This is a genomic window from Aeromonas sp. R2-4, from assembly GCF_040908365.1.
Lineage (GTDB): Bacteria > Pseudomonadota > Gammaproteobacteria > Enterobacterales > Aeromonadaceae > Aeromonas > Aeromonas veronii.
In genome coordinates this window covers 31,861-56,746 of the sequence record NZ_JBFODO010000004.1, presented here as the reverse complement: position 1 = coordinate 56,746, position 24,886 = coordinate 31,861, and the positions used below count along the sequence as shown (strand labels likewise).

21 protein-coding genes are annotated in these 24,886 nt (G+C 60.9%); 7 read left to right on the top strand and 14 right to left on the bottom strand.

Annotated elements, in window-relative coordinates; translation table 11 throughout:
- The first annotated feature begins 23 nt into the window (after positions 1-23).
- The 4 genes from odhB (at position 24) to AB5Z05_RS01805 (ending at position 5,192) form a co-directional block, all read left to right on the top strand.
- A complete protein-coding gene (odhB, locus tag AB5Z05_RS01820) occupies positions 24-1,214 on the top strand; it encodes a 2-oxoglutarate dehydrogenase complex dihydrolipoyllysine-residue succinyltransferase (RefSeq protein ID WP_005333546.1) in 1,191 nt (396 codons plus the stop codon).
- Between the two features lie 171 nt (positions 1,215-1,385).
- Positions 1,386-2,552 carry an ADP-forming succinate--CoA ligase subunit beta gene (sucC, locus tag AB5Z05_RS01815; protein ID WP_005361097.1) on the top strand — a complete coding sequence of 389 codons (1,167 nt, stop codon included), beginning with the start codon at positions 1,386-1,388 and terminating at the stop codon, positions 2,550-2,552.
- The gene (sucD, locus tag AB5Z05_RS01810) at positions 2,552-3,424 is read left to right on the top strand and encodes a succinate--CoA ligase subunit alpha (protein ID WP_005333542.1); all 873 of its coding nucleotides are present in this window, start codon (positions 2,552-2,554) and stop codon (positions 3,422-3,424) included. Before sucC ends, sucD begins: the two co-directional genes overlap by 1 nt.
- 277 nt (positions 3,425-3,701) lie before the next feature.
- On the top strand, positions 3,702-5,192 hold the full coding sequence (locus tag AB5Z05_RS01805; RefSeq protein WP_368149967.1) for an autotransporter outer membrane beta-barrel domain-containing protein: 1,491 nt from the start codon (positions 3,702-3,704) through the stop codon (positions 5,190-5,192).
- 147 nt (positions 5,193-5,339) lie between these two features.
- Here AB5Z05_RS01805 and AB5Z05_RS01800 read toward each other — a convergent pair whose 3' ends face one another.
- The 5 genes from AB5Z05_RS01800 to phnR all read right to left on the bottom strand — a co-directional run bounded on the left by AB5Z05_RS01800 (position 5,340) and on the right by phnR (position 11,711).
- Positions 5,340-6,746 carry an FAD-dependent oxidoreductase gene (locus tag AB5Z05_RS01800; protein ID WP_368149966.1) on the bottom strand — a complete coding sequence of 469 codons (1,407 nt, stop codon included), beginning with the start codon at positions 6,744-6,746 and terminating at the stop codon, positions 5,340-5,342.
- Positions 6,747-6,764: 18 nt separating this feature from the next.
- Entirely contained in the window at positions 6,765-8,501 is a 1,737-nt protein-coding gene (locus AB5Z05_RS01795) for a putative 2-aminoethylphosphonate ABC transporter permease subunit (protein ID WP_368149965.1), read from the bottom strand.
- On the bottom strand, positions 8,498-9,592 hold the full coding sequence (locus AB5Z05_RS01790) for a putative 2-aminoethylphosphonate ABC transporter ATP-binding protein (RefSeq protein WP_368149964.1): 1,095 nt from the start codon (positions 9,590-9,592) through the stop codon (positions 8,498-8,500). The genes AB5Z05_RS01795 and AB5Z05_RS01790 overlap by 4 nt, the downstream gene beginning before the upstream one ends.
- A gap of 271 nt (positions 9,593-9,863) precedes the next feature.
- Positions 9,864-10,883: a putative 2-aminoethylphosphonate ABC transporter substrate-binding protein gene (locus AB5Z05_RS01785; RefSeq protein WP_005352506.1), complete on the bottom strand. Its 1,020-nt coding sequence runs from the start codon at positions 10,881-10,883 to the stop codon at positions 9,864-9,866.
- A 120-nt stretch (positions 10,884-11,003) separates the two neighbouring features.
- Positions 11,004-11,711 carry a phosphonate utilization transcriptional regulator PhnR gene (phnR, locus tag AB5Z05_RS01780; RefSeq protein ID WP_021231304.1) on the bottom strand — a complete coding sequence of 236 codons (708 nt, stop codon included), beginning with the start codon at positions 11,709-11,711 and terminating at the stop codon, positions 11,004-11,006.
- A gap of 264 nt (positions 11,712-11,975) precedes the next feature.
- Between phnR and phnW the strand changes: the two genes are divergently transcribed.
- From phnW to phnX, 3 genes are read left to right on the top strand one after another with little or no spacing between them, the layout of a single operon-like run.
- Entirely contained in the window at positions 11,976-13,118 is a 1,143-nt protein-coding gene (gene phnW, locus AB5Z05_RS01775; RefSeq protein ID WP_368149963.1) for a 2-aminoethylphosphonate--pyruvate transaminase, read from the top strand.
- A complete protein-coding gene (locus AB5Z05_RS01770; protein ID WP_368149962.1) occupies positions 13,115-14,554 on the top strand; it encodes an aspartate aminotransferase family protein in 1,440 nt (479 codons plus the stop codon). The genes phnW and AB5Z05_RS01770 overlap by 4 nt, the downstream gene beginning before the upstream one ends.
- Entirely contained in the window at positions 14,547-15,386 is an 840-nt protein-coding gene (gene phnX, locus AB5Z05_RS01765) for a phosphonoacetaldehyde hydrolase (protein WP_368149961.1), read from the top strand. The genes AB5Z05_RS01770 and phnX overlap by 8 nt, the downstream gene beginning before the upstream one ends.
- Before the next feature lie 98 nt (positions 15,387-15,484).
- On the opposite strand, the gene AB5Z05_RS01760 is transcribed toward phnX, so the two are convergent.
- The 9 genes from AB5Z05_RS01760 to nrfA all read right to left on the bottom strand — a co-directional run bounded on the left by AB5Z05_RS01760 (position 15,485) and on the right by nrfA (position 24,624).
- Positions 15,485-15,937: an NUDIX pyrophosphatase gene (locus AB5Z05_RS01760; RefSeq protein WP_279487554.1), complete on the bottom strand. Its 453-nt coding sequence runs from the start codon at positions 15,935-15,937 to the stop codon at positions 15,485-15,487.
- Positions 15,938-15,991: 54 nt separating this feature from the next.
- Positions 15,992-16,621, bottom strand: coding sequence for a DUF2268 domain-containing putative Zn-dependent protease (locus AB5Z05_RS01755; RefSeq protein ID WP_043824168.1), 630 nt, complete (start codon positions 16,619-16,621; stop codon positions 15,992-15,994).
- A gap of 91 nt (positions 16,622-16,712) precedes the next feature.
- Positions 16,713-17,918, bottom strand: a complete 1,206-nt coding sequence (gene nrfF / locus AB5Z05_RS01750) for a heme lyase NrfEFG subunit NrfF (protein ID WP_368149960.1) — start codon at positions 17,916-17,918, stop codon at positions 16,713-16,715.
- On the bottom strand, positions 17,915-18,517 hold the full coding sequence (locus AB5Z05_RS01745) for a DsbE family thiol:disulfide interchange protein (RefSeq protein ID WP_368149959.1): 603 nt from the start codon (positions 18,515-18,517) through the stop codon (positions 17,915-17,917). Before AB5Z05_RS01745 ends, nrfF begins: the two co-directional genes overlap by 4 nt.
- Positions 18,514-20,481: a heme lyase NrfEFG subunit NrfE gene (gene nrfE, locus AB5Z05_RS01740; protein WP_368149958.1), complete on the bottom strand. Its 1,968-nt coding sequence runs from the start codon at positions 20,479-20,481 to the stop codon at positions 18,514-18,516. Before nrfE ends, AB5Z05_RS01745 begins: the two co-directional genes overlap by 4 nt.
- Positions 20,482-20,798: 317 nt before the next feature.
- Positions 20,799-21,752 carry a cytochrome c nitrite reductase subunit NrfD gene (gene nrfD, locus AB5Z05_RS01735; protein WP_368149957.1) on the bottom strand — a complete coding sequence of 318 codons (954 nt, stop codon included), beginning with the start codon at positions 21,750-21,752 and terminating at the stop codon, positions 20,799-20,801.
- Positions 21,753-21,839: 87 nt separating this feature from the next.
- On the bottom strand, positions 21,840-22,532 hold the full coding sequence (nrfC, locus tag AB5Z05_RS01730; RefSeq protein WP_368149956.1) for a cytochrome c nitrite reductase Fe-S protein: 693 nt from the start codon (positions 22,530-22,532) through the stop codon (positions 21,840-21,842).
- Positions 22,529-23,128, bottom strand: coding sequence for a cytochrome c nitrite reductase pentaheme subunit (gene nrfB / locus AB5Z05_RS01725; protein WP_368149955.1), 600 nt, complete (start codon positions 23,126-23,128; stop codon positions 22,529-22,531). Before nrfB ends, nrfC begins: the two co-directional genes overlap by 4 nt.
- A 53-nt stretch (positions 23,129-23,181) precedes the next feature.
- On the bottom strand, positions 23,182-24,624 hold the full coding sequence (gene nrfA, locus AB5Z05_RS01720; protein WP_368150001.1) for an ammonia-forming nitrite reductase cytochrome c552 subunit: 1,443 nt from the start codon (positions 24,622-24,624) through the stop codon (positions 23,182-23,184).
- Between the last annotated feature and the right edge of the window lie 262 nt (positions 24,625-24,886).

Below are 24,886 nucleotides of genomic sequence, written 5' to 3'. Positions count from 1 at the left end.
AGAAGTAAAAAGGAACTGATTGGATGACTATCGAAATCAAGGTACCGGATCTGCCGGAATCAGTGGCCGATGCCACTATCGCCACCTGGCACAAAAAACCGGGCGATCTGGTCGCCCGTGACGAAGTGCTGGTCGACATCGAGACCGACAAGGTGGTGCTGGAAGTGCCGGCACCGCAAGCCGGTGTGCTGGGGGATATTCTGCAAGGGGAAGGGGCAACCGTGTTGTCCCGTCAACTGATTGCCATCCTCACCGCCGCTCCGGTGGCCGGTGAAGAGACCAAAGAGAAACCCGCTGAAGCGGTGGCCGATGATGGTGCCGATGGCTTGAGCCCCTCGGTGCGCCGCCTGATTGGCGAGCACGACATCGACGTGACCAAGCTGACCGGTACCGGCAAAGGCGGTCGCATCACCAAGGATGATGTGGAAGCCTTCATCAAGGCCAAGAGCCAGCCTGCGGCAGCCGCACCGGTCGCAACTGCAGCCCCGGCAGCCAAGGTTGCCCCGCTGGGTGGTCGTACCGACAAGCGGGTACCGATGACCCGTCTGCGCAAGCGCATTGCCGAGCGTCTGCTGGAAGCGAAAAACACCACCGCCATGCTGACCACCTTCAACGAGGTCAACATGAAGCCCATCATGGATCTGCGCAAGCAGTACGGCGAGATCTTCGAGAAGAAGCACGGCATCAAGCTCGGCTTTATGTCCTTCTACGTGAAGGCGGTGGTGGAGTCCCTCAAGCGCTATCCGGAAGTGAACGCGGCGCTCGATGGTGATGACGTGGTTTACCACAACTACTTCGACGTCAGCATCGCCGTCTCCACCCCCCGTGGTCTGGTGACGCCGGTGCTGCGCGACTGCGACAACATGAGCCTGGCGGACATCGAGAAGGCCATCAAGGATCTGGCGGGCAAGGGCCGTGACGGCAAGCTGACCGTGGATGAACTGACTGGCGGCAACTTCACCATCACCAACGGTGGCGTGTTCGGCTCCCTGATGTCCACCCCGATCATCAACCCGCCCCAGAGCGCTATTCTGGGCATGCACAAGATCCAGGATCGCCCGATGGCCGTTGACGGCAAGGTCGAGATCCTGCCGATGATGTATCTGGCGCTCTCCTACGATCACCGTCTCATCGACGGACGCGAATCGGTAGGCTTCCTGGTCTCCGTCAAGGAGCTGCTGGAAGACCCGACCCGTCTGTTGCTGGACGTCTAAGCCTGTGGCACCCGGGCAAGGGGTTTGCGCCCCGAGCAGGATGTGCTGCTGGACGTTTGAGTAATACCCGAGCGATTGAAAGATAACGAGGGGCCGCCCAGGCCCCCATTCACAGGGGATTGAGAAACACCAGCCCCGGACGGAAATACCTACAACACGGATAGAGCATCTATGAATCTGCATGAATATCAGGCAAAACAGCTGTTTGCCGAGTATGGCCTGCCGGTCTCCGAAGGTTATGCCTGTGCTACCCCACAAGAAGCAGCCGAAGCGGCCGACAAGATTGGCGGCAATACCTGGGTCGTCAAATGCCAGGTACACGCCGGTGGCCGCGGTAAAGCGGGCGGCGTGAAAGTGGCCAAGAGCAAGGATGAGATCCGTGCCTTCGCCCAGAACTGGCTGGGCAAGAATCTGGTGACCTACCAGACCGACGCCAACGGCCAGCCGGTCACCAAGATCCTGGTGGAATCTTGCACCGACATCGCCAAAGAGCTCTACCTGGGCGCCGTAGTTGACCGTGGTTCGCGCCGCGTGGTCTTCATGGCCTCAACCGAAGGTGGCGTGGATATCGAGAAGATCGCCCACGAAACCCCCCATCTGATCCACAAGGCGGCCATCGATCCGCTGGTGGGTCCGCAGGCTTATCAGGCCCGCGAACTGGCTTTCAAACTGGGTCTGGTCGGCGATCAGATCAAACAGTTCACCAAGATCTTCATGGGTCTGGGTCAGATGTTCCTCGACTGCGACTTCGCGCTGCTGGAGATCAACCCGCTGGTGATCACCGCGCAGGGCAACCTGCACTGCCTGGACGGCAAGATCAACATCGATGCCAACGCCCTCTATCGTCAGCCCAAGCTGCGCGAGATGCACGACCCATCACAGGATGACCCCCGCGAAGCGCACGCCGCCCAGTGGGAGCTGAACTATGTGGCCCTCGATGGCAACATCGGCTGCATGGTCAACGGCGCGGGTCTGGCCATGGGCACCATGGACATCGTCAACCTGCACGGCGGCAAGCCGGCCAACTTCCTTGACGTCGGCGGCGGCGCCACCAAGGAGCGGGTGACCGAGGCGTTCAAGATCATCCTCTCCGACAGCAACGTCAAAGCGGTGCTGGTCAACATCTTTGGCGGCATCGTGCGCTGCGACATGATCGCGGAAGGCATTATCGGTGCGGTCAAGGAAGTGGGGGTCAAGGTGCCCGTCGTGGTCCGTCTGGAAGGCAACAACGCCGAGCTGGGTGGTATCAAGCTGGCCGAGAGCGGCCTCAACATCATTGCGGCCAAGAGTCTGACCGATGCCGCGCAGCAAGTCGTCAAAGCAGCGGAGGCCAACTGATGAGCGTACTGATCAACAAGGACACCCGAGTCATCTGCCAGGGCTTTACCGGCGGTCAGGGTACTTTCCACTCCGAGCAGGCGCTCTCCTACGGCACCCAGCTGGTGGGCGGCGTCTCCCCCGGCAAGGGCGGCACCACCCATCTGGGCCTGCCGGTGTTCAACACTGTCCGTGACGCGGTCGAAGCGACCGGCGCCACCGCCTCCGTCATCTATGTTCCGGCGCCGTTCTGCAAGGATGCCATCCTGGAAGCGATCGATGCGGGCATCAAGCTGATTGTCACCATCACCGAAGGCATCCCGACGCTGGATATGCTGGACGTCAAAGTGAAGCTGCAAGAGACCGGCGTGCGGATGATCGGCCCGAACTGCCCGGGTGTGATCACCCCGGGTGAGTGCAAGATCGGCATCATGCCGGGCCACATTCACAAGCCGGGCAAGGTGGGCATCGTCTCCCGCTCCGGCACCCTGACCTACGAAGCTGTCAAGCAGACCACTGACGAGGGCTTTGGCCAGTCCACCTGCGTCGGTATCGGTGGCGACCCCATCCCGGGCTCCAACTTTATCGACATTCTGGAGATGTTCCAGAACGACCCGCAGACCGAAGCGATCGTGATGATCGGCGAGATCGGCGGCAACGCCGAGGAAGACGCGGCCGCCTATATCAAGGCCCACGTCACCAAGCCGGTGGTCTCCTATATCGCCGGTGTTACTGCCCCTCCCGGCAAGCGGATGGGCCACGCTGGCGCCATCATCTCCGGTGGCAAGGGTACTGCCGCCGAGAAGTTTGCCGCGCTGGAAGATGCTGGCGTGAAAACCGTCCGCTCCCTGGCCGATATCGGCAAGGCCTTGCGCGAAGTAACCGGCTGGTAATTCCTGTTAGCCCGTTATCTCTAATAAAAGTGCCGCCCGATGGGCGGCTTTTTTTATGGGTTTTAAAGTGGTTTGATTTAATCAATCATCGCGATTCAGGCGCTAAACGAATTTTATTACAGGAGACCAGAAACAGTGTGGATACTAAAATAGTCTGCGATTTGAACTTGTCAGATTGATTTGTTCCTTTACCCATTGCATCGAGTGACCTGTTTGTGGGTAATGCTAAAAGTCATGCAAGGATGTCAGTGAGATAACGTAGTGTCAGGAGGACATAATGATTTCACGTATTTTGGGAATTGGCTGCCTTACCAGTATCTGCTTGCCAACAGCATGGGCGGCGGATTGCCCGAACAGGCAACCGGGGCAGCATCTAGAGTTTCTTGGGCGTTCGGCTGACAATTCGGTATCACTATGGCTTTCAAGTCCAGGTTCCGGGGGTAATTTTCGCCTCTCTGCTCCCGGGGTATCTGAAATCGATAGCTGGAATGCAAACCGCGCGTCGTTGCACTTGAGTGTCTCACCTGTAGTACTTGATGACCTTAACGGGACTCACAAACTGGATCTCCTCAATGCAGATGGTTCTTTCAACTGCTTCCTCGATTCGAGAAACCAGAACAATCCGGTATTTCCAAATATTCCCCCGATCGATGGGGGAGACAGTAACGGTGGCACTGGTGGCGGAACCGGCGGTGGGGATGGCGGCAATGGTGGCACTGGTGGCGGAACCGGCGGTGGGGATGGCGGCAATGGTGGCACTGGTGGCGGAACTGGCGGTGGGGATGGCAGCAATGGTGGTAGTGGTGGTGGCACCGGTGGTGGGAGTGACCCGATCCGCAATATTGTGACCAGTATCAGTGCAGATGCCTTGATGGGCTATTTGAGCGGCTCCCTCAGTATTTCAGATCGTGTCGTTGTCGGGCTTGACCAATTTGAAGTTATTGCCGGTCAAAAGGGGTTGTGGCAGGTATGGACTGATGTACGCCATACCGGAGTCTCCGATGATCGTAGCGAGATAGACACATCCGGACATGCCAACAGCTTTTTGATCGGTATACACAGATCCCTTGGTAAAGACGGGCTGGGCGGTATTGCATTTGCCAATAGCAAAACCTCTCTTGGCACGTTTGGCAGTTCGGTACGAAATGAGGGGGACAGTTTCTTTGTTGGGCCATATGGCGGCTATAGGCTAGATACGCACTGGCTGCTGGATGGCTGGGCTGCATGGGGACGAACTGATAACGATACCGAACTCGACGTACTTAAAGGGAGTTTCAAGACAACGACCGGGTTGATCTCAGCCAACCTGACCGGTGGCTACGACGTTGGTGAATATCTGCTGCGGCCCAAGCTTGCCCTCTTTTACAGTCACAATAAATCCGATGCGTTTGATTACACAGGCTCATTGCCTTATGCAAACCAGATTTATAACGTGACATTGCGGGTTAATGAAAACTCTTTTGAATATGCCACCAGTGAAGCATCAGGGGATATCAGTCGTATTTTCACCACAACCGATGGTGTTCAAATTATACCGGCCCTGCGTCTTGGGGTTCGTTATGATATTGAGCGTCCCAATGATGGTCAGATCCTGAATGAAAATCTGACAATGGAAAGTACGACCCCGTGGAGTGGATCTGCACGGATTGCACTGGCGGTAGCTCCTCAGCGTCATCAGCGTTTTGAAGTTATTACCGGTTATTACAGTATCGGGCGTCAGGACCTTGACCTCTGGGATATTAGATTTAACGCCGCTGTGAATTTTTAATTAGAGTTGTAACAATGTGCTGACCTTCGGGTCAGCACATTGTTATGGATGATTGCCGATGAAGATGTTGATAGCTCATCCACGATGAGGTCGCCTGAGAGGCCAAGCGTTAGAGCCTGGTGCAATATCAAGGTCAAGTGAAATAACTTATTTATCCGCCTTGCCTGCCGCATCGGCAAGTTTGGCCAGCTGTTTGTCATACCAGGCCACTGGGCGGTTCTCATCTTCCGCCCGCTCCTTGCGCCGGATGGCGTTGCGTACCGCCATGGCGCCCAGCCAGCGAAACGGCTCTGGCGGGAAATAGCCACGCGGGCCGCTTACCAGGGCGCAGTTACGCCACGGCTTGTCTTCCTCCCGCACCTCGTCTCTCACCAGGGCCGCCAGTACTTGACCGCCCATCCAGCTTTGTGCCAATCCGTTGCCAGAGTAGCCGAGGCCATAGACGATATTGGGCTGCCCTCGCCAGTGGCCGAAGAAGGGGAGGCCATCTACCGAGCGGTCGGAGGCGCCGCACCAGCTGGCGGCGATGGGCACCTCTTTGAGCGCTGGAAAGAAGCGGCGCAGGGTGCGGGTGAGGGGGGCAAGATAACGGCTAGGGGCATCGAACTCGGCCAGATGGCGGTTGGCAAAGGCGAAGGTGTTGCCCCCTTTGCCCAGCATCAGCCGTCCTTGCGCTGTGGAGCGGTAGTAATGCACAAAGGTGCGGCCATCCACCACGGAGCGGCCGTGCTCAAGCTGCTGGGCGGCCAGTGCATCCGGCGCGGGGTCGGTTATCACCATATCGGAGGAGACCAGCACTATGCTGCGGCGAAACTCGCGAAAGTGCTGCACCATGGCGCTGTTGAGGGCCAATACCACCTTGCGGGCACGCACCTCGCCCTGTGGCGTTTGCACCCGCGCAGGCTGGCCCGCCTCAAGGCGCCGCATGGGGGAGTGCTCATAGACCTCGACCCCCAGTTCCCGCGCTACCCGCAGCAGGCCGCGCACCAGCAGTGCCGGTTGCACCGAGCCCGCGTGGGGGCTGTAGAGCCCCTCCAGATGAACGTGGGAGCCGCTCTGGCTCGCCAGTTCACCCTCTTCAATCGTCTGCCACTGGTTAAGGTCTGCGCGTTTGAGTTCCTGCAATACCGGCTCCATCAGGCCGCGCTGGGCCTCGCTGGTGGCGGTGTAGCAAGTGCCCTCGACCCTCAGCTGTGCCTCAATATTGTGCTGTTCGCAGAAGTGGGCGATCTCGTGTACCGCCTGCTCGGATCTTTGTACCAGCCAGGCGGCCTGCTCTGCGCCAAAGAGACGCTTTAAGGTCAAATACTTGGCTGACCAGGTGAGCAAACAGCCGCCGTTGCGCCCGGAGGCGCCGCTGCCGCAGCGATCTTTCTCCAGCACTATGACGTGCAGGTGGGGCTCGGCCTGTTTAAGGGCGATGGCGCTCCACAGCCCGGTAAAGCCGCCACCGACGATGCAGACATCGACCTCGTGGTTGCCGTGAAGTGGCGTGGGGGGCGCGGGTTGTTCGGCGGCGAGTGCTTCGGCCAGCCAGAAGGGGAGAGTGGACATGATGACTCCTCGATAAGGTTATTGGTGGCGCCAACGCTGGGTGCGATCCAGCAGGGCGCGGCTCAAAAAGAGCTGGAGCAGCTTGACGGTGGCGGCGGCCAGCAGGATCAGGGTGGCCATGGCGGCGGCCGCGGCGGTATCGCCGGAATCCTCCATATTGAGCACGGCGATGGAGGCGAGCACGCTGTCGCTCGAATAGAGGAAGATCACCGCCGAGGTGGTGGTCATGGCGTTGACGAACAGATAGATAAAGATCTCCAAGAGCGCTGGCAGGGAGGCGGGCAGGGTGACCCGCCAGAACGCCTTCCAGAGCGGAATGCGCAATGAGATGGCCACCAGCTCCAGCTCCTTGGGCAGTTGCTTGAGGCTGGTCAGCGCCGTCATATGGCCCACGGTGTAGTAGTGGATGACGCAGGAGAGCACCATCAGCGGCAGGGTGCCGTATAGGCTGCCAAAGAGCGGATTGCCGTTGAAAAAGAAGATGTAACCCAGCCCCAGCACCATGCCGGGCACCGCCAGCGACAGCATGGCAAGCAGATGCAGCAGCTGGCGCAGCGGCGCAAAGTGGCGCCCCTTCTCCTGCGCCCAGGCCAGCACCATCACCAGCACGGTGCCGATAAGCGCGGTATAGAGGCCCAGCTGCAAGGTGTTGGTAAAGGGCTGCCAGCCGTAGACGCTGTTGCTGTCAAAGGCGTAGTGATCCAGCGTCAGCCCGAGGTTGTAGGGCCAGAATTGTACCAGGGAGCCGTAAACCGCCATCCCCACCAGCGCCAGAAACAGCAGGGCCCAGAGCGAGCACCAGCCGAGCGCCAGCAGATCCCGCAGCCGATGGGGTTTGGGTTGATAGGGCACCGCCTTGGTGCTGCTCTGCTCCTGCATCTTGCTGCGTACCCTGTGCTCCAGCGCAAAGCTCAAGAGTGCCGGCAGCAGCAGGGTGACGCTGGCAACGGCGCCCAGCGAGAAGTTCTGCATCCCGATCACCTGCCGGTAGATATCGGTAGCCAGCACGCTGTACTGGCCGCCAATCACCTTGGCTACCCCGAAGTCGCAGATGGTGAGGGTGAAGACGGCGATAGCGGCGCTGAGCAGGCCATAACGGGCGGTAGGCAGGGTGACAGTGACAAAGGTGCGCCAGCCGCTGCTGCCCAGCACCCGGGAGGCTTCATAGAGGCGGGCGTCGCTCTGACCGAGCGCCGTGATAAGGATCATCAGGGCGTGAGGGAAGCACCAGAAGCCAAGACCGATGACGATGCCGATGGGGCCGTAGATGCTCTCGCCGCCGAGCAGCCCCTTGGCGATCCCCTGATTGCCAAACCAGTAGACCAGACTGATGGCGGGCAGCAGGGAGGGCATCAGGAGCGGGATCAAACCGATGAGGCGAAACAGGGGCTTGCCCGGCATGCAGGTGCGGGTGAGGGCATAGGCGTAGCCAAAGGCGATGGTCACCACCAGCGCGGTGATCAGCACCCCGAGCCAGAGGGTGTTGCCGATGGTACGCCCCAGATGAGGGGAGTCGAAATAGGCGCTGAAGTTGGCAAGGCCTATCCAGAGGCCGTTCTCATCCTGCAGACTTTTTTGCAGCATGGTGAGCAGTGGCAGCAACAGACCGCCGGTGAGCAGGGCGATGCCGAGCACCAGCAGGATCAGTTGCAGCAGCTGATCCCGGCTCCAGCCGCGACAAAGGCGCTGCCAGCGGCCGTCTTGCCGGGCTGTCGCGCGTGGCAACAGGGAGGAGGTCGCAAGGGGGGCTGTCATGGGCGATCTCCTTCAAACAGCTGCATCGCCCCGGCGGGCCAGTGCAGCGAGCAGCGCATGCCGCTGCGCCAGCCACCCTGTTCGTGGTGGGGCAGCTCGTGGGTCGGGCGCTCCACCAGAATTTGCTGCGGGCCCAGATAGGTGTCGGCGGTGCAGATAAGGCGTTGGGCAGCGCCGAGAAACTCCACCTGATCGATGGTTGCTTCAACGCCATGTTGCCCAAGAGACAGCTCGCTCGGCGCACTCAGGGTGATCGCCTCGGGGCGGATCGCCACCTGCAATTTGCTGCCGGCAGCGGCCCGGTTGGCAAGTGTTAGCGGTTGTTCGTTGAGGCGCACCTGATTGGGGCTCAGCACCAGGGTGTCGAGGAAGTTCATGGTACCGACAAAGCTTGCCACGAAGCGGCTGGCAGGCTGGTGGTAGATCTCCTGCGGGGTGCCCACCTGCACGATGCGGCCGCCCTCCATCACCACAATGCGATCGGCCATGGTCAGCGCCTCTTCCTGATCGTGGGTCACCATGATGGTGGTGATGCCAAGGCGCTGCTGCAGGGCGCGGATCTCGCTGCGAAGATGGGTGCGTACCAGCGCATCCAGCGCGCTGAGCGGTTCGTCCAGCAACAGCAGGCCGGGGGAGAGGGCCAAGGCCCGGGCCAGCGCTACCCGCTGCTGCTGGCCGCCGGAGATCTGGCTCGGGTATTTGTGGGACTGGGCAGTGAGATCCACCAGCCCCAGCCAGTGATCGACCCGCTCCTTGATGAGATCCCGCGCCAGCCCCTGATTCTCAAGGCCGAAGGCGATGTTCTGGGCCACCGTCAGGTTGGGGAAGAGAGCATAGGACTGAAACACGATGCCAAAATCGCGCTGCTGGGGCGGCAGGCGGGAGATATTGCGCCCCCCTTGCCAGATCTCGCCGTTGTCTGGCAGATCCAGTCCGGCGATGGCTCTGAGCAGGGTAGTTTTGCCGCAGCCGGAGGGGCCGAGAAAGCAGATAAACTCCCCCGGCTCAATGGTCAGAGAGATCCCTTTAAGGGCCTGAAAAGCACCGAACTGCTTGTTGAGATGTTGAATGTCCAGATAGGGCTGGGTCATGGTTCGACTCGCTACTGATTTGGTATATACCAGTTTGCGGGTGAAGTGTGACGGTCAGGTGATCGGGGGATGACAGCTTGATGACAGTCAGATGACATCGGGCTGTCAGCAAGTGGCTGGGCTCTGTGTGGATGGGCGAAGCGTCGCTAATTGAAGGCAATACAAACTCGGGAAGTTAAAACCAAAAAGCGAAGGCCAACAGCTGTTGGCCTTCGACTGCTGTTTATTGGCAGCGGTGTGTCTGGCGTGAACAAACCGCCGCCCTTCACGCTTACTGTTTGGCTTCGGTCTTGCCGTCGAAGCTGGCGCTCCACTGGGCCAGGATGGCGTTACGCTCGCGGGCTGCCCAGCTAAAGTCGTTGTCGATCATCTGGCCTTTGATATCCGCCGGATAGCCCGCTCTCGGTTGGGCTACATCGGGGATGGCGACCACTGCGAACGACTTGTTGTAGAGGGCGTTGGCCTGTTCGGTGGCGGCAAAGTCGAGCAGCTGTTTGGCGGCTTCCAGCTTGGGAGTGCCCTTGATGATGGCGGCGGCTTCCATATCCCAGCCCGAACCCTCTTTCGGGAACACCACCTCGATGGGGGCACCCTTGGCCTTGAGGCTGGTAGCCGGGAAGTCGAAGGAGATACCGATCACCGTCTCGCCGCTGGCGGCCAACTTGCAGGGGGCGGAGCCCGAGTGGGTGTAACGGTCGATGTTCTGGTGCAGGCCGTTCATAAATTGCCAGCCCTGCTGCTCGCCCATGGTCTGCAGCCAGCCCGCAACGCTCAGGTAACCGGTGCCGGAGGAGCTGGGGTTGGGCATGATCACCTTGCCCTTGTAGATGGGCTTGGTGAGGTCGGCCCAGCTGGTGGGGGCCGGGATCCCCTGTTTTTCCGCCTCTACCTTGTTGAAGCAGATGGCGCTGAAGAAGGCGTCCAGACCGATCCAGTGCGGCTCGGCCTTGCTGTCGCGAAAGCGGCTGTCGAGCTTATCCAGCCCTTTCGGTGCATAGGCATTGAGCATCTGCTGCTGATCGAGCTGCATCAGACTGGTAGCCGCCAGTCCCCATACCACATCCGCTTTGGGCTGCGCTTTTTCTGCCAACAATCGGGCGGTGACAACGCCGGTGGAGTCACGCACCCACTTGATGTTGATATCCGGATGCTGGCGTTCGAACGCGGTTTTCAGCTCGTTGAGCTGCTCCGGTTCGAAGGCGGTGTAGACGGTGAGATCGGTCGCGGCCAGTGCCGGGGCGGTCATGGCAGCCAGCACGGCGGCGGCCAGCAGGTGGGTTCCCTGTTTCATCCTCTTCTCCAGTTAAATTGGTTTGGTATAAACCAGATTGGTCGAGAGAGAGGCTAGGGGATCTTTATGACGTGACCGTGACAGCCCCGTGACGTTTTGCCGTTCCTGATTTATCCGTGACTAATCCTGGGTATCCACTTCGATCTCCAGGCTGTCGTGGCGCCAGTACTCCAGATCGAAGTCGAGCACCCGTCCGTGCTGATCGAAGTTGAGCCGCTCGAGGCGCAGGGCGGGCAGACCGGCGGTGGCCCCCAGCGCCTTGGCCACCTCGTCCGGCAGGGCGGTGGGGAAGAAACGTACCTGCATGCGGGCGTAGTGGAGATCGTAATGGGCCTGGTAGATCTCGGTCAGACTGCCGTTGAGATCCAGTGCCAGCAGGCCGGGCACCCGCTCTGGCAGGCAGTGGTTCTCGCAGTAGCAGATGGCGCGCCCGTTGGCGTAGCGCAGTCGCTTGAGCAAAAAGAGGCTGTCAAACGGCTTGAGCTGAAGCTGCGCCATCAACGCGGGCGGTACCGCCTGGCGGCTTTTCTCCAGCAGTTCGGTGCGCGGCTCACCCCCTTGCTCCCGCACTATCTGGTGAAAGTTGGAGGTGCGTCTGGGGTTCAAGCGAAAGCGCGGCGGGGTGACGAACCAGCCGCGGCGATCCTCCCGATAGATAAGGCCGTTCGCCTCCAGCTGCACCAGCGCCTCGCGGATGGTGACCCTTGTGGTGCCATAGAGTTCTCCCAGCAGCCGCTCGGAGGGGAGCTTGTCGTTGGGGGCCAGACCCCCCGCCAGGATCTGGTTGGCGAGGGCATCCTTGATCTGCAGATATTGCGGTTTGCTCATGAAAATCCCTGGTTATGCAATGAGTGTGCAATGAGTTGGGCAATGGGCTGGGCACAGGGCAGGTCATCTGCCCGGTCGTTACACGGCAACATCAACATGCGTTGGTAGATACCAGTATCGCCCCTGTTGTTCAGGCTTCCTAGATTATCGCGATCCCGGCGCTGAAAATGAATTTTTTGTTGCACGTAGCGCCACCCCTTTGACCTTGGCGGGGCAGTTACCCACAATGCGCTCATTCTGGTATATACCAAAAGGAGCGAAGTCATGACCCATATTCCTGCGGCCCCCGCCGCCGTCGATTACCTGCTGCTGACCCCGGGCCCCCTCTCGACCACCGCCACGGTGCGCGCCGCCATGCTGCAAGACAGCTGTACCTGGGATGCGGACTACAACCAGGGTGTGGTGGAGCCCATCCGCCGCGAGCTGGTGCGCCTCGCCACTGGCCCGGAATATCAAAGTGACTACAGCGCCGTGCTGCTGCAGGGAAGTGGCAGCTATGTGGTGGAGAGCGTGCTGGGCTCGGCGATAGGCGTCGATGAGTGTCTACTGATCATCAACAACGGCGCCTACGGTGCCCGCATGGGGGAGATGGCCCGCTGCCTTGGCCTGCGCCACCACGAGCTGGACTGTGGCGAGACCACCCGCCCGGAACCCGCTACCATCGAGGCGATGCTGGTGCGCCACCCCGAGATCACCCATCTGGCCATGGTGCACTGCGAGACCACCACCGGCATGCTCAACCCCCTTGAGGAGGTAGCTGAGCTCTGCCAGCGCCGCGGCATCCGCCTGATCGTCGATGCCATGAGCAGCTTTGGCGGTATCCCCATCGATATGGGGCGCCTTGGCATCGAGTTTCTCATCAGCTCGGCCAACAAGTGCATTCAGGGGGTTCCGGGCTTTGGCTTCGTCATCGCCCGTCGCGTGGCGCTCACGGCCTGCGCCGGTCGTGCCCGCTCGGTCTCCCTCGACCTGCATGCCCAGTGGCAGACCATGGAGCAGCAGGGGGGCAAGTGGCGCTTTACCTCGCCCACCCATACCGTGCTTGCCTTTGCCCAGGCCCTGCGCGAGCTGGACGAAGAGGGGGGCATTGAAGCCCGCCATCAGCGCTACAGTGAAAATCAGCGCACGCTGGTGGTGGGGATGGCTGCGCTTGGCTTTGCGCCGCTGCTGCCAGAACAGTGGCAATCTCCCATCATCACCGCCTTCTACTCTCCGACCCACCCTGACTACCGCTTCGCCGACTTCTACCAGCGGCTCAAGGCACAGGGTTTTGTTATCTACCCGGGCAAGGTCTCACAAGCCGATTGCTTCCGTATCGGCAATATCGGTGATGTGACCCCGGAGCGGGTGCGCGCTCTGCTCGCCGCCATGGCCAGCGCCTGCTACTGGCAAGGGGACGCGCGATGACCAGCATGCTGGCTCAGGGTCGTGATCTGCGTGGCCGCGATTTGCACGACCATAAGCTGCACGGCAGTGGCCGCGCCGACAGCGAAGGGGATATCAACCTTGGTGAGGGGCGGGCGCGCTGGTGGGCGGGCCAGAGCGAAGATGTACAGGCCGGATTGGCGGAGGATAGCCGCTACTTTCTCCATCAGGCCCTCTCCACCCCCTGTCTCGATCTGCTTGAACGCGCGCAGGGGAGCTGGCTGACCAGTGTATCGGGCAAGCGTTACCTCGATTTTCACGGCAACAGCGTTCATCAGCTGGGTCACGGTCACCCCAGGGTGGTGGCCGCGGTGCAGCAGCAACTCGCCGATCTGCCGTTTGCACCCCGCCGCTACACCCATCAGGTTGCCATCGACTGCGCCCGCACCCTGGCTGAACTGGCTCCCAGCGATCTCAACCGGGTGCTGTTCGCCCCCGGCGGCAGCGAGGTGGTGGGGATTGCTCTTAAGCTTGCCCGTTTCATCACCGGCAACAGCAAGGTGGTGTCCCTGTGGGATGCCTTTCACGGCGCCTCCCTCGATGCCATCTCGGTCGGTGGCGAGGCCTGTTTTCGCGCCGGTATGGGCCCCTTGATGGCCGGGGTGGAGCGCATCCCGCCTCCTACCCGTTATCGCGGCGTCTGGTATCGCGGGGAGGGGGATGATCTGCACTACGCCGATTATCTGGAGTACGTCATCGAGAAGGAGGGAGGGATCGGCGCCTTTATCGCCGAACCCATCCGCAACACCGATGTGCAGGTGCCCTCGAAGGCCTACTGGCAGCGGGTGCGGGAGATCTGCGATCGCCACAAGGTGCTGTTGATCGTCGACGAGATCCCCAATGCCATGGGTCGCACCGGCCATTGGTTCAGCTTCGAGGAGTTCGGCATCGAGCCCGACATCATCTGTCTGGGCAAGGGGTTGGGGGGCGGGGTGATGCCGTTTGCCGCGCTCATCACCCGCGACCGTTTCAATCAGGCGGCAGCTATTTCGCTCGGTCACTACACCCACGAGAAGAGCCCCATCGGCTGCGCGGCGGCGCTCGCGACCATCGCTACCATCCGTGAAGAGGGATTGCTGGCAAAAGCGCAGGAGGATGGCCGCTTTATGGCGGCAGAGCTCGCGGCGCTTGCCGAGCGTCACCCGCTGATAGGACAAGTGCGCGGTATCGGCCTTCTGTGGGCGCTCGATCTGGTGGTCGATCACCAGAGTCGCACCCGCAACAGCCAGGCCGCCGAACGGCTGCTCTACCGCTGTCTGGAGCTGGGGCTCAGCTTCAAGGTCTCCCAAGGGAACGTCATCCAGCTCTCGCCACCGCTCAATATCGCCCGCGCCGATCTGGTGCGCGCCATCACCATTCTCGATCGCGCCCTTGGCGAGATCGCACTTTCACCGAAACAGGAACATCACCATGACTGACTTGCAGACTGCCATCGACCCGACCACCGACGTGGAGGCGCTGATCCTCGACTGGGCCGGCACCGTCGTCGATTTCGGCTCCTTCGCCCCCACCTCCATCTTCGTCGAGGCCTTCGCCCGCGCCTATGACTTTCCCGTGACCCTGGATGAGGCGCGCCAGCCCATGGGCCTTGGCAAGTGGGATCATATCGCCGCGCTGGGCCGTCTGCCTTCGGTGGATGCGCGCTGGCAGGCTCGCTTTAGCCACCCTATGAGCCACGCCGAGGTTGACCACATTTATCACACCTTTATGCCGCTGCAGATTGCCGCCGTGACCCGCTTTGCCGCCCCCATCCCCGGTGTGCTGCCGGTGCTGGATGCTTTGCGGGGGCAGGGAATGAAAATCGGCTCCTGCTCCGGTTACCCCCGTCCGGTGATGGAGGCGCTGGTACCTGCTGCGGCCGATCACGGCTACCGCCCGGATCACTGGGTCGCCACCGACGATCTCAAGGCTGGTGGTCGCCCCGGTCCCTGGATGGTGCTGGCCAACGTAATTGAGCTGGGAGTGAGCGCGGTGCATCGTTGCATCAAGGTGGATGACGCCGTGCCGGGTATCAGCGAAGGGTTGAACGCGGGCATGTGGACGGTGGGATTGTCGGTTTCCGGCAACGAATTTGGTGCCACTTGGGAAGAGTTTGCCGCCATGAGCGAGGCTGAGATCGCCGCCCGGCGCGCACCGGCCGAGGCCAAACTGCGGGCGGCGGGGGCGCACTATGTGATTGATACCCTTGCCGATATCGCCCCGGTTATCGCCGATATCAACCGTCGTCTGGCCGCTGGCGAGCGGCCGTAGGCCATTGGTGGGGTTTAACAAAAGCGCTTGGCTGGCTTTAGATACAACACGCCCCCATCCGGGGGCGTGTTGCATTTACAGGGGGAAGTTGTGCGCGGTCAGCGGATATCGACCCGCATCAGCGGAGAGGGGGTATTGTCGACAAAGTGGTGCCAGATATGGTCGTAGAGCGCCTTCTGGCCCGGGAAACTCACCAGCGCCTTGGCTTCGGCCAGGGAACACCAGCGATAGTCTGTGTGCTCGTCGTTGAGGGTCACCGCCTGATGGGGCGGGCAATAGACCACAAAGACCGGTACCACCTCTATCGTATTCAGGCTCGCCTCGTAAAACTGCTCCAGATACTGGCCGTTGTAGAGCTCGGTGACTCGGATACCCGTCTCTTCGCCAAACTCCCGAATAATGGTCTGCCAGCCGGTTTCACCTGCCTCCACCGTGCCTGCCACATGACACCAGAAGCCCCCCTTGACCCGTTTCATCACCAGCAATTTGGTTTCGCCATCGACAGTGGTAAGGGCAACGCCGGAGACGGCCTTGCAGCGAATGGGGATCATGATCTTCTCTCCGGATTTGGGCTCTGTGATAGCCACGAACAGTGTGAAGGCGTGTTAATTGAAATACGCCTCGGCGGGTAGGCCCATGACCTCTATTTCATTCAGGCCATTTTTGGCCAGATAGTTGGCCACCAGATTGAACCCCACCCAGTAACCGGCATATTTGGGAAATGGCCGGTTATCACGGCAGTAGAAAAAGTCTAAAAAGTTGAACTGCTTGCTGGATAGATGGGGCGTCATCTCTGCCAGGAGCGATTGCCAGTCATGGTGATGAGACTCCTTGAACAGCGAGGGGAGTGTGCCACCATTGAACCTCTGCTCAAAGTAGCAGGCCAGCCCTTCAAAAATCAGGTTTTCGGCCAGTGTTTCTGCTTCCACCTTGTTCTTCTTTTGCACGATATGGTGGACTTCGTGGGCCAGCACGGCAGGTAATTCGGTGATGATCACCTCTTTGATGTCGGGCCGTTCCAGATCAAGCTGGAGTTCTATTCGATACATGTTGATGGCCCAGCCACCGATACCCGAATCGGGAGCATCCCCCTCGGCAAAAGGGCTGAAGGTGACATCCAGTTGGGAGAGATCGAACAAGGCATTCAATTTGTGCGCCGTCTCGGCAAAAACGTGCCTAATGGTGTCATCGAGCCCATCGAATTTGCCCGAGTCGTTTAACAGGGTGAGTTGCATCCAGACATCCTTGTCTATTGAAAGAGAGTGCTGAGCCACTTGCGTGGTCGCGGCGCCATATCACCACGATTACCCTCCTTCAATCAAGGTGTTACCCGCCCATTATGCTTGCCGTCTGGATCGCCTCAATCAGCGCGGCCCGGTTGATGCGAGGGCGCTCGCCATCGAGCAGTTGCTGCCACAGCGCAATGGCCTGGCTGTAGCGGCCATGCAGAAAGTGATCGGAGGCGAGCAGCATCAGGGCGCTCACTTCCCCCGCATCTTGCTTGAGGGCGCTCTCCAGCAGGCGTGTTGCCTCGGGAGTCAGCTGCTGGCCCGCCTGATAGTAGAGCACAGTGGCTTGGGCGGCTTGAGTCGCCGCGCTGGCCCCCCCCTCCAGCAGAGCGAGACGCTGGTAGGCGAGCAGGGCGTTGTCATATTCGCCCCGATAGAGATAGAGCTGGCCGAGCGCCGTCCAGCTGTCGAGATCGGCGGGGTTGCGCTGAAGTTTCTGATGCAGACTCCCCAGCTCCTTGTCCTGCAGATCCCGCGGGCTCAACCCCGCCAGCGGATCGGGACGGGATGCATAATCCTGCCATGCCTGATAGCGGCCGGTGCACAGATACACAGCGGCAACAGCCGCGATGGCCAAGAGGCCAAGCAGCAACAAGGCCAGCCCTTGCCGGTTATTGCGGCCGCGATTGTCACGCTGGCTGGCCAGTTGCGCGCGCAGGGTCAGCTCAGCCGCCGGGATAGCGCTGGCCAGGCGGGCGGCAACTAGCTCCTGGTAGAGTGGTTGGTCAGGGGAGAGACCTGTCTGCTCCCCATGCATGATCAGCCAATTCAATTCGCTGCGGGGATCGGCCGCAGGTTGATGAATGGATTCAATCATTGCTCTAACGACAGGGATGGCTTGTACCTTTGTGCGTGTCAGGCGGCGAAACAGGGTCAACAGCGCCAGCCCCAACAGCAGCAGGGGGCCGCCCCACAGCAGCGCCGTGCTGCTCTTGAAGGGGGGATCGTAGCGGACGAAATCACCGAAGCGCTCCGTCATGCGGGCGATCACCTGCTCATCAGACTGTCCCTCGTCCACCCAGCGGTAGACCTCTAGCCGCAGATCCCGGGCGATGGGGGAGTTGGACTCTACCAGATTCTGGTTCTGGCACTGGGGGCAGCGCAGGGCGCGGGCCAGCTCTTGCGCCCGATTTTGCAGCTCGGGGTGGCGAAACTGATAGGTATCGACCCCGCTGGAATATGCAGTTGCACTCAGCAGCATGCCGAGAGCCAGCAGGGCGCGGGCAAGAGAACGGCACATCATGGCTGTGTCTCCCGAGCTGATGTTGCAATAGATGGCGCAATTGCGTGTGCCGTTGTAGCAGCCTTTATCTGCGCATCCGCTCGCGCCTGGTCGAGCAGGGGGGCAAACTGGCGTTGCCAGATCTCCCGGGTGAGCAGGCCGGTATGACGGGTCAGCAGGGTGCCGTCGCCGGCGAAGAGATAGGTCTCCGGCGTGCCGTAGACGCCGAGCTCAAGGGCCAGTTTGCCGTCGGGGTCGGCCAGCACGGCGCGATAGGGGTTGCCCGCCTGGATAAGCCAGGCGCGGGCCGCATCCCCCTTGTCCCGGTAGTTGAGGCCGTAGAGGGGGACTGTGCCCGCGAGCTCGCTGAGCAGCGGATGCTCGGCGCGGCAGTTGGCGCACCAGCTGGCCCAGACGTTAAGCACAAAGGGCTCACCTTTGAGGCTGGCGGTCTGGATCCGACTCCCATCCAGCAGATTGTCGCTCTGCCACGCAGGCAGGGTACGTCCGAGCGTTGCTTCATCCTGACTGTAGGGATTGTTGCCAAGGCCGAGCCAGAGCAGGACGCCGAGTCCCAGAGTGAGCACAAGCGGCACGAACAGGCGCAGACGGGCATTCATAAGGACTCCTGCTCAAGCCGAGGGCAGGGGGCGGTAGCTGGCGCAGGATGGCTAGCCAGCAGCGGTCGGCGGGCGAGCAGACGCAGGGTGCCGCCTGCCATCATCAACAGGCCGCCGAGCCAGATCCAGCGCACCAGCGGCTTGTAGTGCAGCCGCATGGCATAGGCGCCGGGCCCCATTTTCTCACCCAGCACCACGTAGAGATCGCCGAGCATTCCCCACGCGATGCCCGGTTCGTTCATGTTCATGGTGCGCACGCTGTAGTGGCGCCGCTCCGGCGTCAGCCGCGCCACCTCTTTACCGTCCTTATGCACGCTAAGCGTGATCCGCTCGGCGGTGTAGTTGGGGCCGATCACCGGTTCGCGCCCCTCATAACGAAACTCGAAGGCGCCGAGTGGGTAGGGCTGGTTAGCACCAAGCACTGTGCCCCCCTCCTGACTGTGGTGACTCACCTGCGCGATGCCTAGGGCACACACCGCCACCCCGAGGTGGGCCAGCAAGCTGCCAAACCGATTGAGGGTGAACTCGCGCAGCGACGTCGGTTGCAAGAGCGGGAGCAACAGGCTGGCTATCAGCCAGAGGCTCACCATATTGGCGAGAAGGCCAATCCAGCTACCGGAAACCGATCCCTGTTCCAGATAGGCAAGACTAATGAGCCCGCCGCCAAGCAGGCCAAACAGCGGCGGCAACAAAGCGTTTAGTCGGGAATGTGCCGCAAGCTGCTGCCAGCGCAGGCGCGGCAGCTGGGTCATCAGCCCCATCAGGCAGAGGGCCAGCGGCACGAAGATGGTATTGAAATAGGGGGCGCCCACCGACAGCGAGCCCAGATGGAGCGACTGGAACACCATGGGGTAGAAGGTGCCGAGCAGCACGCTGGCGCAGGCCACGCAGAGCAGCAGGATAGCGGCGCCGAGCAGCCCCTCCTTTGACAGCAAGCCAAAGCGGGCATAGGGGGCGCGAATGTCCGCCCGCAGGGCAAACAGGGTGAGGGCGCAGGTTAACAGCAGCCCGAGCAGCAGCAACAGGGTGAGCCCCCGGTTGGGATCCACTGCAAAGGCGTGCACCGAGGTGAGCACTCCGGAGCGCACCACGAAGGTGCCGAGCAGGCTCAAGGCAAAGGTAAAGATGGAGAGCAGCAGCACGGCGTGGCCGTAAGCGCCGCGCTTCTCGCAGACAATCAGGGCGTGCAGCAGGGCGGTGCCGAGCAGCCAGGGTAAGAGGGAGGCATTTTCTACCGGATCCCAGAACCACCAGCCGCCCCAGCCGAGCTCGTAGTAGGCCCACCAGGAGCCCAGCACGATGCCGGCGGTGAGAAACACCCAGGAGCCGAGCGCCCAGGGGCGACTCCAGTGGGCCACGGCACCATCCAGCCTGCCCGAATGGAGCGCCGCCATGGCGAAGGCGAAGTTGACCGCAAAGCCGACATAACCGAGATAGAGCAGGGGTGGATGGATGATAAGGCCGATATCCTGCAGCATGGGGTTGAGGTCGCGCCCCTCCAGCGGCCCCGGGAACTGGCGGTCAAACGGGCTGGAGAAGATCAGGGTATAGAGGCCGAACAGCCCGACGATCAGCCCTATGATAGCCAATACCCGGGTTGTAATAAGCGGATCTACCCGCTTGGAGCAAAGGGCCACCAGCGCGCCCCACAGGGACAGTGCAAAGACGAAAAAGAGCATGGAGCCCTCATGGCCGCCCCAGACGGCCGCCAGCTTGAAGCCCAGGGGCAGGGCGCTGTTGGCGTGCTGGGCCACATAGCTGACGGTGAAATCATCTTGACCAAAGCAGCTGGCGAGCAGCAGCAGGGAGGCCAATAGCAGGACGGCATTGATCAGCGCCAGCGGCGCTGCGCTGCGCAGCAGAGTCGGGGAGGCGAGCCGTAATCCCAGCCAAGGCAGTGTGCCCTGCAGCAAGGAGAGTGCCGCCGCCAGCAACAGTGAGAGATAGCCGAGCTCCGCCAGCACATAACCTCCGGTTCAATCTTTGATCTCATTCATGTCATGACACACACACCGCGTCGTCTCCCTTTGGCGGAGAACATTGCAAAGCAACGGGTGTGGCATCACCAGAAATTCATTGGGCCAGCAACAAACCAGCGCCAGTCACCCGAAGGGCGGCTGGCGCTTATCCCCAGTTTCAATAACCGGTTCACGATCCGTTGTGAGAGGTCGGAAGCTCGTTAAAGAGCAGCGCAGGAACCGGAGTGTATGTGAATACATGAGGATTCCGAGCAGCACATGAGCCTTGATCACGGCCTTGCAACAGGAGCGTGAACCGGTTTTTAAACTACCGTCATCTGGCCGGCGTAGAGTACGAAGTAGCGCAGCAGCAGGATCCCCACCAGGGTCAAGCTGCAGACCAGCACCAGATGGCCGTTTCGCTCCCGCAGGGGCGCCGGAGTCAGCAGGGCCAGCAGCTGGGGCAGCAGCATGCCGATCCCCACCACCCCGAGCCAGAACACCTGAGCCCAGAAACCGCTGCCGATGGCCGCCCACATCGCCACCTCTTTCTGGCCGCCACCGAAGTAGAGGCCGGTAAAGAAGCAGACCAGCAGCAGCACCTCCACCGCCAGCACGGGTCGCTCGAAGCGATGCACGAAGCTCACCCCATGGCTGTGGTGGTTCTCCTTGAAGAGCGTCACTGCCAGCAAGATGGTGGAGGCGATGCCGGAGCTGATGCCCGAGACCAGAAACAGCACCGGCAATACCGGGTTGTTCAGGAGCGGATAGGTCTTGAGCGCCGACAGCAGAAAGCCGGTGTAGGCCCCCAACAGCACGGCGAGCAGCAGCAACAGCGGCGCCAGCAGCTGTTCGAAGCGGGCGAGCCAGCCAATCAGCCCATCCACAAAGGCGAACTTCTCTTGCAGCAGGTGACGACGCAATGTCTCAATCTCGGCGCGAAACACTACCGCCAGCCAGGCGAACAGCACCGCCATATAGAGCTGAAACAGCATGACCCCCATCGACATCACGGAGTCGAACTGGTAGTGGAACATCAGCTTCCAGAAGGTCCAGGGGCGGGCCAGATGGAAGATAAGGATGAGCAGCCCCAATATCACGCTTACTGGCGCCAGAATGGCGGTCGCCTTGATGATGCCGCTCTCGCTGCCTGCCCCCTTGCGGCGCAGCAGCACCGAGAGGGTGGTGGCCCCGGCGGAGATGCCGAGCAGAAAGAGATAGATAGCGATGGGCCAGTCCCAGACAAGGGAAGGGAAGTGAAATGCGTCATGCAACATGATCCATTCCTCCCTCTGTTACTGCGGTAGATGGCGATCGGACAAATTCCCAGACAAGGGAAGGGAAGTGAAATGCCGCTTGCATGGTCATGACGTTATCTCCCCTTTGGGCACGCGGTACATCTTGGGCGAGGTGCCGAGTGCCTGCTTGTAGCGATAGGTGGTCTCCTTCACCAGCCGTTGGGCAATGGGGCTGTCCGGGTCATCCAGATTGCCGAACACCAGCGCCTTGGTGGGGCAGGATTCCACGCAGGCCGGCTCCTTGCCCGCCGCCAGGTTGGTCTTGCGGCAAAAGTCGCATTTGTCCGCCACTCGGGTGACCGGGTTGATAAAGCGCACCTGATAGGGGCAGGCGGCGAGGCAATACATGCAGCCGACGCAGAGATCCGGGTCCACATCGACGATGCCATCCTCCTTGCGAATATGGGAGGCGCCGGTCGGGCAGACATGCACGCAGGGGGCGTTGTCGCAGTGCTGGCACGATTTGCGAAAAAAGTGGTACTCGGCGTCGGGAAATTCACCGACCGGGCCTGAGCGGATGATCTCGAGACGCGAGACCCCTTCCGGCACTTTGTTGACCTCCCGGCAGGCATCCATGCAGGCGGTGCAGCCGATGCAGGCCGTCTCATCGTGGATCATGCCATAGCGTATCCCGTCGATGGTCTGGCTGTGGGCGAGGGGGGTGGCAAGGGAGCGGGTGTTGGCACGAGCAGTCCCCGTCATCATGATAAGGGCCCCCGCGCCCATGCCCGCCATAAAGTCACGGCGAGAGCAGCTCATGATGCCTCCTTGCCGGTAGCCGGTTTGGACTGCTCCTGCCGGGTCTTGCTGGCCTTATGCTGCTTGCTGTGGCAGTCGACGCAGAGCTTGATGCGGGATTTTTCCGGGATCCCCACCATGGGCTCTTTGGCCGGATGCAACTGGTGGCAGCTGGTGCAGGTGAGCTTGGTGGTGTGCACGTCGTGGGCCCAGAGCGCCTCGCGAAGCACTTTGGGCTCGTGGCAGCTCATGCAGACTCCATTCTGCTCGCTGATGGGATAAAGCTTGATGCTCTCTTTATCCTTCAGGCTGTGGCTGAAGCGCATCACATCCTTGACCCCTTCCCGATGCTGAGGGGAGGGCTGACCGTGGCAGTTGGTGCAGGTGACAGGTGCCAGGTTGTTGGGATTGGTCGCCTGACCATGCTTGCCGTGCATCCCCTCGCTCTGCTCCTTGTGACAGTCGGTGCAGGCCTTGTCGGGATTGCGTAAAAATTCCACCTCATGTGTAGCTGGAACAGGGGCTGCTGCCGGCTCGGCCGCCTGACCCTGCAGGCTGGTGAGCAGCATGGCTGCCATCAGCATCAGTCGTAAGAAATCCATCGTTAAATCACCCATAGGAAGCCTCCATCCGCTGCGGGCCCGACTTGGCGCCGGACCCGCAGGCGCCGTTACTGTGCCAGCCGTCCGGCCGCTTTGGCCTCGGCATCCCAGGCGGGGACCGTGGTCTTGAGGAACTGGGCCTTGTCGCTGTTGAACTGCTTCATATCCATGCCAAGGGCGGCTTGCGCTTTCTCCTTGGTGGAGATGTCGGGGATGGCGATTTCGTGGCTGATCCCCTTACTGGCCAACAGGCGTGCCAGCTTGGTGCGGGCGTCAGCGGCTTTATCCAGCGCGCTGCCAAGTACCTTGAGGGCCACTTCGGGGGCGTGCATCTGCACCCCGTGGGAGGCGATGGCGTAGTCCCAGCGCCACTGGGCGTGACGGATGTTCTGCAGAATATCCTTCATCTCTGCCTCGGTGGCGCCGGCATCCCAGGCCGCCTTGGCTTCAAAGTGGGCGTGTACCAGCTGCTTCTCGACCTTCAGCTTGGTCTCGATCACCGCCTCTTTGCGCTGTTTGACGATCCCTTGCAGCATCTCCTTGCTCTGGGTGTGGCAGTTGCGGCAGGTCTGCTCGAAGCGATCGAAGGGGTTCCCCACTTTGTGATCGGTGTAGACCTTGCCCTGCTCGTTCTGCACCTTGGGCATGTGACAATCGACACAGGCGACGTTGTTCTGGCCGTGAATGCCGGCGCGCCAGGTTTCGTACTCGGGGTGCTGGGCTTTGAGCATGGGGGTTTTGGAGAGGGCATGAGTCCAGTCGGCAAAGCCGATTTCATCGTAATAGGCCTCCATCTGCTCCACTGTGGTGCCCTTGTCCCAGGGGAATTTGACCGCCTTGGTGGGGCCGCTGAAGTAGTACTCCACGTGGCACTGGCCGCACACCTGGGACTGCTGATCAAAGCGCCCCTGCTCCTTGAACGGCTTGCCGATGGCGGTCATGGCCCGATCGGCATAGGGACGGGAGAGGTGCAGGGCAGGTTTGCCCTCCTTGAACTCCTTCGAGGCGGTATCGTGGCAGTCGGCGCAGCCGATGGTGTTGACTACTTCCGGCCCACCTTTTGCCCACATCCCCTTGAAGTAGCCATCCTCACCCTTCTCGTCGATGACGCGGGCCACATCCGGGCCTTTGCAGCTCCAGCAGGCCATGGGCAGCGGGCCATCTTCGGCTGTCTTGGGGGCGCCGGTACGCAGGGTTTCGCGCACATCGGTCAGGGCATAGAAGTGACCGCGCGGCTTGTTGTAATCCTTGGCGAAGGGGTAACCGCCCCACAGCACCACCATATTGGGATCTTCCGCCAACGCATCGGTGCGCTCCTTGCTTTCGCTGGTGGCTTGCCAGCTGGTGAACTGATCAGCGTGATCCTTGGCGAACAGCTTGCTGCGCGCTTCTATCTTGCCCTTGGTGGTTGCGTCATCAGCCAGTGCCCAGCCGCTGGTGCCAAGCCAGCTGGTCAGCAGCAGGGCGGCGAGGCCCAGTTTGATATGCCTGTGTTGTGAACCCACGTTTATCACTCCCAGATAAATGTTTTGGTCTCGTCTGACCCGTTCCATCTTGGTGTGGATCTTCCCCCCGTCGGGCGGGGTGGGCAGACATTCGCTTGCGGGTGAATAAAACCGCGCAATATATGATTGCTCGAGGGTTACCCTAACAAATAGGTAAATTTAATGATGATTTATCGGAGGGAGAGTTGTGCCAGATCAATTGGTGAACAGGATTGATCGCTGAAATGAGATCTGGATTAAATTTTATGGAAACTCAACTTGTTGTTAA

Excerpts from the sequence above, each read along its gene's own strand:
- AB5Z05_RS01795 (WP_368149965.1), bottom strand. The coding sequence starts at position 8,501 with ATGACAGCCCCCCTTGCGACCTCCTCCCTGTTGCCACGCGCGACAGCC.
- nrfC (WP_368149956.1), bottom strand. The coding sequence starts at position 22,532 with ATGAGCTGCTCTCGCCGTGACTTTATGGCGGGCATGGGCGCGGGGGCC.
- odhB (WP_005333546.1), top strand. The coding sequence starts at position 24 with ATGACTATCGAAATCAAGGTACCGGATCTGCCGGAATCAGTGGCCGAT.
- sucC (WP_005361097.1), top strand. The coding sequence starts at position 1,386 with ATGAATCTGCATGAATATCAGGCAAAACAGCTGTTTGCCGAGTATGGC.
- phnR (WP_021231304.1), bottom strand. The coding sequence starts at position 11,711 with ATGAGCAAACCGCAATATCTGCAGATCAAGGATGCCCTCGCCAACCAG.
- nrfB (WP_368149955.1), bottom strand. The coding sequence starts at position 23,128 with ATGGGTGATTTAACGATGGATTTCTTACGACTGATGCTGATGGCAGCC.
- phnW (WP_368149963.1), top strand. The coding sequence starts at position 11,976 with ATGACCCATATTCCTGCGGCCCCCGCCGCCGTCGATTACCTGCTGCTG.
- nrfD (WP_368149957.1), bottom strand. The coding sequence starts at position 21,752 with ATGTTGCATGACGCATTTCACTTCCCTTCCCTTGTCTGGGACTGGCCC.
- nrfF (WP_368149960.1), bottom strand. The coding sequence starts at position 17,918 with ATGATGTGCCGTTCTCTTGCCCGCGCCCTGCTGGCTCTCGGCATGCTG.
- AB5Z05_RS01785 (WP_005352506.1), bottom strand. The coding sequence starts at position 10,883 with ATGAAACAGGGAACCCACCTGCTGGCCGCCGCCGTGCTGGCTGCCATG.
- AB5Z05_RS01760 (WP_279487554.1), bottom strand. The coding sequence starts at position 15,937 with ATGATCCCCATTCGCTGCAAGGCCGTCTCCGGCGTTGCCCTTACCACT.
- AB5Z05_RS01770 (WP_368149962.1), top strand. The coding sequence starts at position 13,115 with ATGACCAGCATGCTGGCTCAGGGTCGTGATCTGCGTGGCCGCGATTTG.
- AB5Z05_RS01745 (WP_368149959.1), bottom strand. The coding sequence starts at position 18,517 with ATGAATGCCCGTCTGCGCCTGTTCGTGCCGCTTGTGCTCACTCTGGGA.
- AB5Z05_RS01790 (WP_368149964.1), bottom strand. The coding sequence starts at position 9,592 with ATGACCCAGCCCTATCTGGACATTCAACATCTCAACAAGCAGTTCGGT.
- AB5Z05_RS01755 (WP_043824168.1), bottom strand. The coding sequence starts at position 16,621 with ATGCAACTCACCCTGTTAAACGACTCGGGCAAATTCGATGGGCTCGAT.
- sucD (WP_005333542.1), top strand. The coding sequence starts at position 2,552 with ATGAGCGTACTGATCAACAAGGACACCCGAGTCATCTGCCAGGGCTTT.
- AB5Z05_RS01805 (WP_368149967.1), top strand. The coding sequence starts at position 3,702 with ATGATTTCACGTATTTTGGGAATTGGCTGCCTTACCAGTATCTGCTTG.
- AB5Z05_RS01800 (WP_368149966.1), bottom strand. The coding sequence starts at position 6,746 with ATGTCCACTCTCCCCTTCTGGCTGGCCGAAGCACTCGCCGCCGAACAA.
- phnX (WP_368149961.1), top strand. The coding sequence starts at position 14,547 with ATGACTGACTTGCAGACTGCCATCGACCCGACCACCGACGTGGAGGCG.